Source organism: Rhodoligotrophos appendicifer (genome assembly GCF_007474605.1).
Lineage (GTDB): Bacteria > Pseudomonadota > Alphaproteobacteria > Rhizobiales > Im1 > Rhodoligotrophos > Rhodoligotrophos appendicifer.
Genome location: NZ_VHKL01000004.1, coordinates 467,904 through 481,378 on the forward strand (window position 1 = coordinate 467,904; position 13,475 = coordinate 481,378).

The 13,475-nt window shown below is 62.0% G+C and carries 12 protein-coding genes; 5 read left to right on the top strand and 7 right to left on the bottom strand.

Annotated features, from left to right (window positions below):
• Positions 1-123: 123 nt before the first annotated feature.
• The 4 genes from dnaG to FKM97_RS11685 all read right to left on the bottom strand — a co-directional run bounded on the left by dnaG (position 124) and on the right by FKM97_RS11685 (position 4,552).
• Positions 124-2,103 (bottom strand): DNA primase, encoded by a 1,980-nt coding sequence (dnaG, locus tag FKM97_RS11670; protein WP_144292574.1) that lies wholly within the window; start codon positions 2,101-2,103, stop codon positions 124-126.
• Positions 2,104-2,262: 159 nt separating this feature from the next.
• Positions 2,263-2,775 (bottom strand): hypothetical protein, encoded by a 513-nt coding sequence (locus tag FKM97_RS11675; RefSeq protein WP_144292575.1) that lies wholly within the window; start codon positions 2,773-2,775, stop codon positions 2,263-2,265.
• A gap of 398 nt (positions 2,776-3,173) precedes the next feature.
• Positions 3,174-3,920, bottom strand: a complete 747-nt coding sequence (locus FKM97_RS11680; RefSeq protein ID WP_144292576.1) for a hypothetical protein — start codon at positions 3,918-3,920, stop codon at positions 3,174-3,176.
• A 170-nt stretch (positions 3,921-4,090) separates the two neighbouring features.
• Positions 4,091-4,552 (bottom strand): GatB/YqeY domain-containing protein, encoded by a 462-nt coding sequence (locus tag FKM97_RS11685; protein ID WP_144292577.1) that lies wholly within the window; start codon positions 4,550-4,552, stop codon positions 4,091-4,093.
• Positions 4,553-4,762: 210 nt separating this feature from the next.
• Between FKM97_RS11685 and carA the strand changes: the two genes are divergently transcribed.
• Entirely contained in the window at positions 4,763-5,998 is a 1,236-nt protein-coding gene (gene carA, locus FKM97_RS11690; RefSeq protein ID WP_246105043.1) for a glutamine-hydrolyzing carbamoyl-phosphate synthase small subunit, read from the top strand.
• Between the two features lie 48 nt (positions 5,999-6,046).
• Here the strand turns inward: carA and FKM97_RS11695 are convergent, their stop codons facing one another.
• Entirely contained in the window at positions 6,047-6,496 is a 450-nt protein-coding gene (locus FKM97_RS11695; protein ID WP_144292578.1) for a GNAT family N-acetyltransferase, read from the bottom strand.
• A 318-nt stretch (positions 6,497-6,814) separates the two neighbouring features.
• Between FKM97_RS11695 and FKM97_RS11700 the strand changes: the two genes are divergently transcribed.
• From FKM97_RS11700 to greA, 3 genes are all read left to right on the top strand, one after another.
• A complete protein-coding gene (locus FKM97_RS11700) occupies positions 6,815-7,063 on the top strand; it encodes a hypothetical protein (protein WP_144292579.1) in 249 nt (82 codons plus the stop codon).
• 421 nt (positions 7,064-7,484) lie between these two features.
• Positions 7,485-10,754, top strand: a complete 3,270-nt coding sequence (gene carB, locus FKM97_RS11705; protein WP_144292580.1) for a carbamoyl-phosphate synthase large subunit — start codon at positions 7,485-7,487, stop codon at positions 10,752-10,754.
• Between the two features lie 143 nt (positions 10,755-10,897).
• Entirely contained in the window at positions 10,898-11,377 is a 480-nt protein-coding gene (greA, locus tag FKM97_RS11710) for a transcription elongation factor GreA (RefSeq protein ID WP_144292624.1), read from the top strand.
• Between the two features lie 43 nt (positions 11,378-11,420).
• On the opposite strand, the gene FKM97_RS11715 is transcribed toward greA, so the two are convergent.
• Together FKM97_RS11715 and FKM97_RS11720 are read right to left on the bottom strand one after the other, a co-directional pair.
• Positions 11,421-11,699 (bottom strand): hypothetical protein, encoded by a 279-nt coding sequence (locus FKM97_RS11715; RefSeq protein ID WP_144292581.1) that lies wholly within the window; start codon positions 11,697-11,699, stop codon positions 11,421-11,423.
• Positions 11,700-11,824: 125 nt separating this feature from the next.
• A complete protein-coding gene (locus FKM97_RS11720) occupies positions 11,825-12,301 on the bottom strand; it encodes an Lrp/AsnC family transcriptional regulator (protein ID WP_144292582.1) in 477 nt (158 codons plus the stop codon).
• Positions 12,302-12,480: 179 nt separating this feature from the next.
• Between FKM97_RS11720 and trxB the strand changes: the two genes are divergently transcribed.
• Entirely contained in the window at positions 12,481-13,455 is a 975-nt protein-coding gene (trxB, locus tag FKM97_RS11725) for a thioredoxin-disulfide reductase (RefSeq protein ID WP_144292583.1), read from the top strand.
• Positions 13,456-13,475 lie beyond the last annotated feature (20 nt).

The window sequence follows — 13,475 nt, forward strand, 5'->3', positions numbered from 1 at the left end:
AATGTTCCACATTCGAACCGGCCAGAAGCCGCATTCGTCGATTCGTCCACGCTCAGGAGTGTGCTACCCCTTGAGCGTTAACCGCGGCTTAAACATGCCGGCCCCGCCCCCCGGTTACGCCGGTCATCCAATCGTCCCGCGAGCCCGGCCTGAGGCATCCCCATATCCTTCGATCGAGGCTTCCTCACCGATGGTCGAGCGCAATTGCTCGCTCGCTTCGTTCAACCGCGCCAGCGACAAATCCGACGGATCTTCCGCAAATGCGCGCTCGGCGGCATCGAGTTCCTTCCGCAAACTTCCCGATTTGCGATGCAAAGCGATCATATGGAGCCACGCCAGCAATGTATCCTCGGCCGCGGCATCTGGAAACGCAAACCAGTCACTGCGATGCGTAAGTCCCGCTTGAAGTCGATCGAGGTCTTCTGCGTAACCTCTCGTCGTGAGGTGGTCGCGCAGCTTCCCACTGTCAAGGCCCTCCTCGAGAGCGGCGATATCTAGGATTTCGCGGCGGAGCCTGTCAAGAACCGGACTTGACAAATCGATCTCGGCGATCGCCTCGGGATTCTCTTCCAGCAGGAAGGGATGATTGATCAGCGTCAGGACGATCAGCCGCTCCCGGCGCTCGGGTGTGCCTTGTTCGAAGCTCTTGGCGCCGGCCAGGGCCTTGAGGGCGGGGCTGGCGCTCGCCTCCGTGAGCCAGGGGGGCGTCGCGGAAAATCCGCGCCCGCTGCGCTCCACGGTGCCGCCGGCATAGCGGGCCAGTGCGGGAACGGGCTGAGGAAACCGCCGCGGCGACCGCGCCGTGGGCCGCGCTGTCCAGCCTGAGCGCGCTTCCCGCTGCTTGTCCCGGAAGTGGTTGCGGTAATGGGCCTGCACTCGGGCATCTTCGATTCGCGCCACCGCGGCATCCAGTCTCGCGTCGAAATCGGCCTTCCGCTCCGGTGTGGTGAGATCGGCGGTTTCGCGCTCGCGCCGCCACAGCACCTCCGCAAGCCCGATCCGCGCCTCCATGGCGGCCTCCACCGCTTTCCGCCCCCCCGACCGCGCCAGATCGTCCGGATCCTGTCCTTCCGGCAGGAACACGAAGCTCACGGAATATCCCGGTTTCAGCTCGGGCAGCGCCGTATCCACGGCACGATAGGCGGCCTTGATGCCGGCCTCGTCGCCGTCGAAGCAGAGTGTCGGCTCGGCGGCAGCCTTCCACATGAGACGCAGTTGCTCCACCGTCAGCGCCGTCCCCATCGGCGCGACGACCGGCGTGATCCCCACCCCGCTGAGCGCGATGACGTCCATATAGCCTTCGACCGCCATGAGGGTGCCGCTCTCATAGGCGGGCGCCCGCGCCCGGTCGAGATTGTAGAGCATGGCGCCCTTGTGAAAGAGCGGGGTCTCCGGCGAGTTGAGGTATTTTGCCTGGACCTGCGCGCTCAGGGCCCGGCCGCCAAAGGCTACGACCCGGCCGCGGGCGTCGTTGATCGGGAACATGACCCGGTGGCGGAACCGGTCATAGGCGACCGGAATGTCGTCGCCGCCGATCACCAGCCCCCCCGCCATCATCAGCTCCAGGCTGACGCCCTTCTCTGCCAGATGGCTCCTAAGTGCCTGCCGGTCGTCGGGGGCATATCCCAGCCGGAACAGGCTTCGCTGCTGCGCCCCCACGCCGCGCCGGTCGAGATAGTCCCGCGCCTCGGCGCCGCCATTGCCTTTGAGCTGCGCCTCGAAGAATTGCGCGGCGATCTCCATCACCTCCACGAGCCCGGTGCGCTTTTCCTCCCGCCGCCGCTCCTCCGGCGAGTGCTCCGGCATCGGCAGCCCCGCCTCCCCGGCCAGCCGCTCCACGGCCTCGGGAAAGCTCAAGCCTTCTTTTTCGACGATGAACGTGAAGATGTCGCCCGAGGCTTTGCAGCCGAAACAATGGTAGCGGCCCTTGCGGTCATCCGCATGGAAGGACGGCGACTTCTCCTGGTGGAAGGGGCAGCAGGCCCAATAATCCCCGCGCGCCGGCATGCTCTTGCGCCGATCCCAGACGACCTTGCGGCCGACCACTTGGGAAATCGATACGCGCTGTCGGATCTCGTCGAGAAAGCTGTCAGAAAACCGCATGAACGACCCTGGAACCCAAGCCGAAGAGCTTAACGCCGAATCACCCCTCGAAGCGAATCGAAAAGCCTTTGGCCGGCGATCAATGACGCCGGCCCACGGTTTCGCGAGACGATCGGCTTGAGCAATGGGAACGAGCCCACGAGCCCGCCGCCATGCCTCTCACCCAACGAACTCTCCAGCCTGAGAATTCCCTGCCGGCCAGAAAGGGCTCGGCATCGATCGGTCCTCGATGCCGAGCTCGAGACCCTCGAAGAAGCCGGGCGATCCGACATTGGGAACCAGGGCTGAAGCCGATTGAGACGACCCTGCCTGCCACCCGTCATCCTGGGCAATCCAGGGATTGTCGACCTTTCGTTCATACTCGGAGAACGGCACGAAGACGCCGGAGGCATCCTCCTCCTTGAGCCACGCCGCGATGCGCCCGATAGCCTTCTCGTCGTCGGGAGACAATGGTCCATGATTTTGCCCTCCGACGAAGAGGGAAGGAGTGGCGAACTCAGCCTTATGGGTCTTTGCGGGCAGCCCCAACGTGTCCCTCAGAGTGGCATCCCCCTGGAACAGCGATGATTTCAGTTTGTCCATCTGTCCAGCGAACTTATCAAAATTATCCGCATTAACCCCCCTCTTGATGTCGCTGTTAATCGCTGCAATCAGCACATCGGTGGGGCCCATGGATTTCCCGAAAATTTCCCGTGCCTGTGGCGCTGACCAACCAGTTGCCTTTTCCAGCAAGCGGGGCCCATTACCCAATGAAGACCTCAAGGAGACGAGTGACTCGGACAAATAATCCCAGGAGCTGTTCGATTTTAGGTCGATCATAGAATGAGCATCCGGAACTTTCGATGCCCAATTACGAACTTTGTCTAAGTATGTTCCAAACTGTTCCGCATTATAACTCCCGAAATTAGTGTTTTGAACATTGCTTTTTGTAAACATTTTTCACCTACTATACATTTTGGTTGAATCAGTTCATAGGAACCATTCGTTTCAGGGGAGGCAAAGGCAAGCCAGTCGAAGGCTTCCAGGGGAAGACCTTCCTCGCCCAGGAAAATTGGGGCAAGCCCTTCCGCTCAGCCCATGATCATGTTGGCATCGGTCGCCGGAAAGGGCTGAACGGTCACGAGGTCTGGGGGAAGTTCGCCGGCACCGACCGCCCCGGCCGCACCCGGATGGGCCGCCGCCGCAGGGCCCGCTGCAAAACCTGCGCCTTTGGCCAGTGCCGCTTCCAGCAAGTTGGCCTCCTCCTCGTGACCGAGCCGACGCAAGTGCTCGGCCAGTGGCACGCCGCCGCCGATCCCCTGCCTCTGCGCCAGCCAGTCCAGGACCAATCGCGCCTTCGGCTCGCCTGTGCCATCATCGCTTTGGCGGACCAGATTTCTAGCCTGTGCAATCTGGGCATTGACGCCATATCCGTATTCGTTGGCGCTTATGGAGCTGAGCAGTTTGTCTGCATTCGTCTTGAAGCTGCTGAGTTCATCCTTCAGTGCCGCCAATTGGCTGGCTTGGGTGCTGGGGTCAGAGCCTGCAGTGAGTTTCAGATGAGCCTTTAGTTTTTCTGCCCCCGAGACGACCGGATGCACCATCAGATCGAAGTGGTTTTCGGCATTCTTAGCAGGGAGATCGCTGACTTTGACGAAAGAGTTCCTCCACTGCACAAACGACTTCTTGATGGGATCGACAGCGCTCTTGAAAAATAACTCGGCATCGGAAAGAGTTAAGCCGCCGGTTCCGACCTTTGTCAGAACTCCTGCGCCGTCATTATTTAATTTTGCAGTTAATTCTTGGGTTCGACCATAAAATTTTCCGGTATAACCCATGAACTCTGGGACATTGTAATTCGTATGTTCAAAGTGACCGACTGGAATAGAAGGCATGGCAATCTCGACAGCTTAAATTTGAGTTTCATTAATAAAATTTAAAGAGCAATAACTGCTTTCGTCTAATTCGTCGGGCATTATCCTGAGAATTATGTCCTTTCTTTGGACCTCTACTTCAAACGTTCCTTCGCGATTGCGCCGGCTTTGCCCATGTCCAGCGCCCCAGCATGGCGTTCCTTCAGCACGGCCATGACCCGGCCCATATCCTTGAGACCCGCCGCACCGAGCTCTGCGATCGCAGCCTCGACCGCCGCCCGCGCCTCGCCGTCGGACAGGGGCTTCGGCATGAATTCGCGAATGATCGCGATTTCGCCCCGCTCCTGCTCGGCCAGCTCCGCCCTGCCGGCTTGCTCGTACATCGTCACGGACTCCTCGCGCTGTTTGATCATCCGCGCCAGGATCTCCAGCACCTGCGCATCATCGACCTCGCCCTTGCCGTCGCCGCGATTCTGGATCATGCGGTCCTTGACCGCCGCATTGATCAGCCGCAGCGTCGACACGCGCAGTTTGTCCTGCGCCTTCATGGCGGTCTTCAGCGTCTCGTTCACCTGGTCCTTGATCGTTTCGCTCATGATCTCATCCTCTATGTCTATTCCCGTGACCGTCGCCGATCACCGCCGGCCTCGAATCGGCGACATCATACATTTTGCCGAGCGCGCGCCTATTGACCTCGCAGCCCGGGTTCCATAGGTAATCCCTCGACGCGCCGGCGCCGGATCGGCCGCGCCAAATCCGAACGCCCGTATGTCTCCCCGAATGCGGGCCTCCTAGGAGACGCAACCATGTCGATGCGCCCGTCCTCTGGCCCGGCTTCCCAGCCGGATGCCCCGTCCACATCTGCGCCCAAGACCAGCGACTGGGCGGTTCCCCGCCCCACCGCGCTGCTCGTCTTCGCCGATGGCATGGTGGTCCGCGGCTTCGGCGTGGGCGCGGAGGGCTCCGCCGTCGGCGAGGTCTGCTTCAATACGGCCATCACGGGCTACCAGGAAATCCTCACCGATCCCTCCTATGCCGGCCAGATCATTGCCTTCACCTTTCCCCATATTGGCAATGTGGGCACCAATGACGAGGATATCGAGACGTCCAATCTCGCCGCCTCCTCCGGCATCCGCGGCTGCATCATGCGCACCGCCATCACCGAGCCGTCCAACTATCGCTCCGGCCGCCACCTCGACCAGTGGCTGAAGGCGCGGGGCATCATCGGCATCAGCGGCATCGACACGCGCGCCTTGACGGCCCTCATCCGCGAGCGTGGCGCGGCGAACGCGGTCATCGCCCACAACGCCCGCGGCGAGTTTGACATCGAGGCCTTGCAGCGCGAGGCTGCCGCCTGGCCGGGCCTCGAGGGCATGGACCTCGTCCCCGACGTGACCTCGACCCAGCGTTACGATTGGGACGAAGGCCTTTGGACCTGGCCCGACGGCTTCGGTGCCGATGGCCCGACCCGGCATCATGTGGTCGCCATCGACTACGGTTTGAAGCGCAACATTCTGCGGTGTCTGACCAGTCAGGGCTGCCGGGTGACCGTTGTTCCCGCCACTACGGAGGCCGACGATATACTGGCGCTGTCCCCCGACGGTGTCTTCTTGTCCAACGGTCCGGGGGATCCGGCGGCGACCGGTGAATATGCGGTCCCTCAGATCAAGAAGCTGATCGACTCCGGCAAGCCGGTCTTCGGCATCTGCCTGGGCCACCAGATGCTGGCCCTTGCCGTCGGCGCCAAGACCCGCAAGATGCATCAGGGCCACCATGGGGCCAATCATCCGGTGAAGGACCACACCACGGGCAAGGTGGAGATCACCTCCATGAACCACGGCTTTAGCGTCGACCGCGACAGCCTGCCCGAGGGGATCGTCGAGACCCATGTTTCCCTCTTCGACGGCTCCAATTGCGGCATCGCCATGGAGGGCCGCCCGGTCTTCTCCGTGCAATATCATCCCGAGGCCTCTCCCGGCCCTCAGGACAGCCACTACCTCTTCAAGCGCTTCGTCGACTACATCGAGGCAGAGAAGACCTGAGTCTCGGGGGCATGGCTTCTGTCCGCCGGCCCCTGATCCCCACTCACCCTACAGCTTGATGTCGTACGTGACCCAGGGGGTCCGGCTTGCCACCCGGTCGTAAAGCCCTCTGGCGCGGTAATTGTCCTCTGCCGTGATCCAGCGCACGACCGAGCAGCCGCGATCGCGCCCTTTTTCAGCGATGGCACGGATAAGAAGATCGGCAGCACCTGTGCCGCGATGATCCGGGTCCACGAACAGGTCGTCCAGAAACAGGCCGGTCGTTGCCGTCAGCGGACGGGCGAATGACCTGAAATGAGCCAGGCCGATGGCCGGCGAATTTTCGTAAAATGCGAGCAATCCTGCCATTTCATGGGTCGACTCCATGAGCCAGGACCAGACCGTTGCACGCATCTCCGGTGTCTGATGCACTCGATAGAAAGTAGCATATCCAAGATACAGCTCCTCCCAACGCGCCCGGTCTCCCGGCTCGATGCCGCGTACGCTAAGCCCTTCCATTTGCTTCTCTTCTTTCGTTTTACTTGCACCGACTTCGCGAACCGCCCACCCGCGCTTCTGCACTTTAAGTCAACAAGAATCACGGCTCTGTGAGAAATTTTTTGGAACCTGTGGCCATGGTGAATGTTTCCTTAGCATGAGCGCTGCTGAGGGACGAAGGGCGATACGCCAAGGCAGCACGGACGATCAGCCTCTGGCCTGGCACGGAAAGTGAATGACAAATGAACGTGTCATTCAGGTTGGGTTACAAGCCAGTAGGGCAAGGTCTGGTTAACAATTACTTAAGACCGGGCGACCAAAAGGGCGCGGGAGAATAAGATGAACAAGCGGTTTATTATGGCGATGCTGGTGGCGACGGGCATGATCTCGGGCTTCGCGGCGGTGGTGATCCCCGATACCCAGGCGACCGCGCCGACCGTTGCGGCGACCCAGATCATCGAGAGCCAGCCGGCCGCAGCCGCTTCACAGCCGGTGCGCAGCGTGATCGCAATCAAGAATCAGGCATGGCCCCCGGCGGGACGCATCACGGTTGAGCCCTGCAGCGTGGCTCAGTGCCGCGACGTTTGAGACCGAGCGGTTTGGAAATGGCTCGACCTGCCTCTCCCCCTATCCCCCCTTGCGTCGGGTAGGGCCCTTTCCAGGAACCGCACGTAGAAAGCGCTCCGTCTTCACTGACGGGGCGCTTTCTCGTTTCTGCACGATGACTGCCGGATGAACGGGGAGTTCATGCCGGGTTTTGGAATCATGATGGATGCTGGCCACGCTGAACAAGTGTCGGGGTAGCCATCATGAACATGATCTTGTCTTTGGCGGTCTGGGCGACGGTCGCCGTCGTCGTCATTTCGGCAGTAGCAATCCTCGGACTTCCCACCTGAGGGCAGACGGCGAGCCGGGCCGTTTGGATGTCGTCGATTCTAAACTGGCCATGCTCCAATCGATGGTGTAGGAAGCCCCCCGATTGCCGCCGGTAAAGGGCGCCCCCTCCGACATGCCTAAACGACAAGACATCAAAAGCATCCTCATCATCGGTGCCGGCCCCATCATCATAGGCCAGGCCTGCGAGTTCGATTATTCCGGTACCCAGGCCGTCAAGGCTCTCAAGGACGAGGGCTACCGGATCATCCTGGTGAACTCGAATCCGGCCACGATCATGACTGATCCGGACCTCGCGGACGCCACCTATATCGAGCCCATCACCCCCGAGATTGTCGCCAAGATCATCGAGAAGGAGCGGCCGGACGCCCTCCTTCCCACCATGGGCGGCCAGACCGCGCTGAATACGGCGCTGTCTCTCCGCAAGATGGGCGTGCTCAAGAAATACAATGTCGAGATGATCGGCGCGACCGCCGACGCCATCGACAAGGCCGAGGATCGCGAGCTCTTCCGGGAAGCCATGACCAGGATCGGGCTGGAGACGCCGCGCTCTGAGCTCGCGCACTCCCTGCCCGAGGCTCTGCAGGCCCTGGAGATCATCGGTCTGCCGGCCATCATTCGCCCCTCCTTCACGCTCGGCGGCACCGGCGGGGGCATTGCCTATAATCGCGAGGAATATCTCGACATCGTCGAGCGCGGCATCGACGCCTCCCCCACCAATGAGATCCTGATCGAGGAATCGGTTCTCGGCTGGAAGGAATATGAGATGGAGGTCGTCCGCGATCGCGACGACAATTGCATCATCATCTGCTCCATCGAGAATATCGACCCCATGGGCGTGCACACGGGCGATTCGATCACGGTCGCCCCCGCCCTCACGCTCACCGACAAAGAATATCAGATCATGCGCAACGCCTCGATCGCGGTTCTGCGTGAGATCGGGGTCGAGACCGGGGGATCGAACGTCCAGTTCGCCGTCAACCCGGCCGATGGACGCCTCATTGTGATCGAGATGAACCCGCGCGTGTCGCGCTCTTCGGCGCTCGCCTCGAAGGCAACCGGTTTCCCCATCGCCAAAATCGCTGCCAAGCTCGCCGTGGGCTATACTTTGGACGAGCTCGACAATGACATCACCGGCGGTGCGACGCCGGCCTCCTTCGAGCCCACCATCGATTATGTCGTCACCAAGATCCCCCGCTTCGCCTTCGAGAAGTTTCCGGGCGCCGAGCCCCTGCTGACCACGTCGATGAAATCCGTCGGCGAGGCCATGGCCATCGGCCGCACCTTCCAGGAGTCTCTGCAGAAGGCCCTGCGCTCCATGGAGACCGGCCTCTCCGGCTTGAACGAGATCGAGATCGAAGGCATCGGCCAGGGCGACGACAAGAACGCCATTCGCGCCGCCCTCGGTCGCCCCACCCCGGATCGGCTCATCAAGGTCGCCCAGGCCCTGCGCCTCGGCGTGCCGCACGAACAGATCCACGCCTCCTATCCGATCGATCCCTGGTTCATCGCCCAGATCCACGAGATCGTGCAGATGGAGGAGAAGATCCGGTCCCAGGGCCTGCCGCAGGACGCCTTCAATCTGCGCCGCATCAAGGCCATGGGCTTTTCCGACACGCGTCTGGCCGAGTTGGTCGGCGCCACCGAGGCCGAGATCCGCACCCACCGCCATGGCTTGGGGGTCCATCCCGTCTACAAGCGCATCGACACCTGTGCGGCCGAATTCGCATCGCCCACCGCCTACATGTATTCCACCTACGAGACCGGCCTTCCCGGCGATGATGGCGACGAGGCCGCGCCCTCCTCGAGGGAGAAGGTGATCATTCTCGGCGGCGGCCCCAACCGCATCGGCCAGGGCATCGAATTCGATTATTGCTGCTGCCACGCCGCCTTTGCCTTGGGTGAGATCGGCCTCGAATCGATCATGATCAACTGCAACCCGGAAACCGTGTCCACCGACTACGACACCTCCGACCGGCTCTATTTCGAACCGCTGACCGCCGAGGACGTGCTGGAGATCATCCGCGTCGAAAATCAGTCGGGCCGCGTCAAGGGCGTGATCGTGCAGTTTGGCGGCCAGACGCCCCTGAAGCTGGCGAGCGCGTTGGAGGAGGCCAATGTGCCCATCCTCGGCACCTCCCCGGATGCCATTGATCTCGCCGAGGACCGCGACCGCTTCAGCGCCCTGGTCCAGAAGCTGGGCCTGCGCCAGCCGCGCAATGGCATCGCCTCCTCGGCCGAGGGTGCCCGCCGCATCGTCGAGGAGATCGGCTATCCCGTGGTCATTCGCCCCTCTTACGTGCTGGGCGGCAGGGCCATGGAGATCGTCCATGAGCCGGCCCAGCTGGAACGCTACATGACCGAGGCGGTCGTCGTCTCCGGCGACAGCCCCGTTCTCATCGACAGCTATCTCCGCGACGCCATCGAGATCGACGTGGACGCGCTGTGTGACGGCACCGACGTCTTCGTCTGCGGGATCATGGAGCATATCGAGGAGGCGGGCATCCATTCCGGCGACTCCGCATGCTCCTTGCCGCCCCATTCCATCGGCCCCGACACCATCGCCGAGCTCGAGGTCCAGACCCGGGCGCTTGCGAGAGCCCTTGATGTCGTGGGCCTGATGAACATTCAGTTCGCCATCAAGGATGGTGAGATCTATCTGCTCGAGGTCAACCCCCGGGCGAGCCGTACCGTCCCCTTCGTGGCCAAGGTGATCGGCATTCCCATTGCCAAGATCGCCGCGAAGCTGATGGCGGGGGCGAAGCTGAAGGATTTCTACCTCAAGGCCCCGGTCTATGATCATGTGGCCATCAAGGAGGCCGTCTTCCCCTTCGCGCGCTTCCCCGGTGTCGACACGGTCCTCGGGCCGGAAATGCGCTCCACCGGTGAAGTGATGGGCCTTGATTTCGATTACGGCACGGCCTTCGCCAAGAGCCAGCTCGGCTCGGGCACGACCGTGCCGACCTCGGGCACGGTATTCGTGTCGGTCCGCGACGAGGACAAGCCTCGGATCCTCTCCGCCATTCGCAAGCTGCGCGATCTCGGCTTCTCGATCATCGCGACAGGCGGAACCCAACGCTACTTCATGGAAAACAGCATCGACTGTGAAAAGATCAACAAGGTTCTCGAGGGCCGGCCTCACATTGTCGATGCCATGAAGAACGGCCGCGTGGCTCTTGTCTTCAACACGACCGAAGGCACCAAGGCGCTATCCGACTCGCGCTCGATCCGCGGGGCCGCCCTTTATCACAAGATCCCTTACTATACGACGCTTGCAGGCGCGATCGCTGCAACCGAGGGGATTGCGGCTTATAAGGCGGGCACGCTTGAAGTGCGGCCGCTTCAAGATTATGTTGCCGCGAGCAGGCAGCACACTGACGCTTGAGGTGGGCTGGAGAGCTTTGTTGCACCGTCTTGCGAATTTGCGCATAGTTGGTGCTTAAGCTCCTCATTTCCTCAAATCACCGATTGAGAAGCAAGGTGGCGACAGCGTCGCACCGAACAGGTTTGAAGTGACGGACGATGATGATGGACAAGGTTCCGATGACCGCGAATGGCCACGCAGCGCTGCTTGATGAGGTCAAGCATCTGAAAACGGTCGAGCGCCCGCGAATCATCCTGGCCATCCAGGAAGCGCGTGCGCACGGCGACCTTTCGGAGAATGCCGAATATCACGCCGCCAAGGAGCAGCAGGCCTATATGGAGGCGCGTGTCGCGGAGCTTGAGGACAAGCTTTCGCGCGCTGAGATCATCGACGTCTCGAAGCTCTCCGGCGACACGGTGAAGTTCGGGGCCATCGTCACGGTGGTCGACGAGGACACCGATGAGGAGGCTGCCTACCAGATCGTCGGCGAGTTCGAGGCCGACGTGAAGCAGGGCCGCATCTCCATCACCTCCCCGATTGCGCGTGCGCTCATCGGCAAGGGCGTCGGCGACACCGTCGAGGTGAACACTCCCGGTGGCGGCAAGTCCTATGAGATCCTCAAGGTAAGCTACAACGGCAACTGAGCCGTCTTGCTCGGTCTCCTCGATCAGGCTGCCGCGATGGCCTCTACCATACGTGCAGCGCGGCCTGGTCGACCGTCGGCTTCGGCTCGGCGGCTGCTGTACAGGCATCCAGATCGCAGTCGAGCGGCTCTGGCTTGGGCGGCGGCGCCAGATCCGCCGGCTCGTCGCCGCGTTTGAATGCAGCCGCCGCCGCCATCTTTTTCAAGCAATCCGCAATCGTCGAGCGCAGCCCTTGGGCTGACTTCGCCGCTGCCGCATTGGTCCTCTGCAGCGTCTGGATGAGATTGAGGTTCTGCAAGAGGGCATCCGTTGGCTTTGCCATGGCCGTTCCTTGACGATTCTATGATCAGGACCGAATCCCCAGTCTTGGATCGGCTGGCGGAGCCTCTGACCGCCTTGCGGCCTAAATCGGGCTGAACCTGGGCTCAAAGATGCAGGGTGCAGAGGTCAGGCTTTTGTGATCGGCACCCCGGGCTCATATTTCGTCACCCCGAGCACGAGCCGGGTTTTGACGCTGGCGACATTCGGCAAAGCCGTGAGGTCCCCGACAAAGGCTTGGATGTCCTGCACATGCGGGGCCACGCATTTCAGGAGGAAGTCGCTCTCCCCGGAGACCATGTAGGACTCGCGCACGATCTCTGAGGCCGCCACGGTATCGCCGAAGGCCTGCAGATCGGCTTCGGCTTGGCTGTGCAGCCCGACCATGGCGAACATGGTGACTTCGAAGCCCAGCGCCTCGGCGGAGAGGATGGCGCGGTAGCCGGTGATGTAGCCGGCCTCTTCCAGGGCCCGCACCCGCCGCAGGCAGGGGGGAGCGGAAATGCCCACCCGGCCTGCGAGCTCGATATTCGTCATCCGTCCGTCATCCTGCAATTCTAGCAGAATGCGGAGATCGACCTTGTCGAGCTTGCCCTTCCGGCCCATGTGACCCCTCGGGCGATTCGCCCCGCTGTCGATTGGCCGCTTTATAGGCAGCTTGGGGCCCCTGCGCTATCCCTAAGCAGCTCTGCGCGGCCGAGCACGGCGTTCACCCTAGGCGGTGATCGTCCCTGGACAGGACCTCTGGCGCAGCTTACATCTCGGAGCCTAGGGAGCACGCTGCTATGACTATGACGCATGCTAAATTGGTCATTCTGGGCTCGGGCCCGGCCGGGTACACGGCTGCCATCTATGCTGCCCGCGCAATGCTGGAACCAATTCTCATTCAGGGGATTCAGCCTGGGGGTCAGTTGACCATAACGACCGATGTCGAGAATTATCCGGGCTTCGCCGATGTGATCCAGGGACCTTGGTTGATGGAGCAGATGCAGCGTCAGGCGGAGCATGTGGGCACCCGCATCGTCTCCGACCACATCATGCGCGTCGACCTCTCCCGGCGCCCCTTCGAGCTGGAGGGCGATTCCGGCCACCTCTATCGTGCCGACAGCCTGATCATCGCCACCGGCGCCCAGGCCCGCTGGCTCGGCCTTCCCAGCGAGGAGGTGTTCAAGGGCTTCGGTGTATCGGCCTGCGCGACCTGTGACGGCTTCTTCTTCCGGGGCCGCAAGGTGGTCGTTATTGGCGGTGGCAATACTGCCGTAGAGGAGGCTCTCTTCCTCACGAATTTCGCCTCCGAAGTCATCCTCGTCCACCGCCGCGACAGCTTGCGCGCCGAGCGCATCCTGCAGAACCGGCTGGCCGACAATGCGAAGATTACCCTGCGCTGGAACGCCGAGCTCGAGGAAGTGCTGGGCACCGAGAACCCGCGCGGCGTGAGCGGCGTGCGCCTGCGCGATGTGAACACGGGTGAGACCGAGGACGTGACCTGCGACGGCGTGTTCATCGCCATTGGCCACCAACCGGCGACCGAGCTCTTCCGGGGCCAGGTTCAGCTGCGTCCCTCGGGCTATATCGAGACGCGGCCCGGCACCACGAAGACGAACATCCCCGGCGTTTTTGCTGCCGGCGACGTCACCGACGAGACCTATCGCCAGGCCGTGACGGCGGCGGGCCTTGGGTGCATGGCGGCCTTGGATGCCGAACATTTCCTCGCCGCCGTCGGCGAGGCCGAGCCATATGCCGAGGCCGCCGCGGAGTAGGCCGGCACAACAAGAAGATG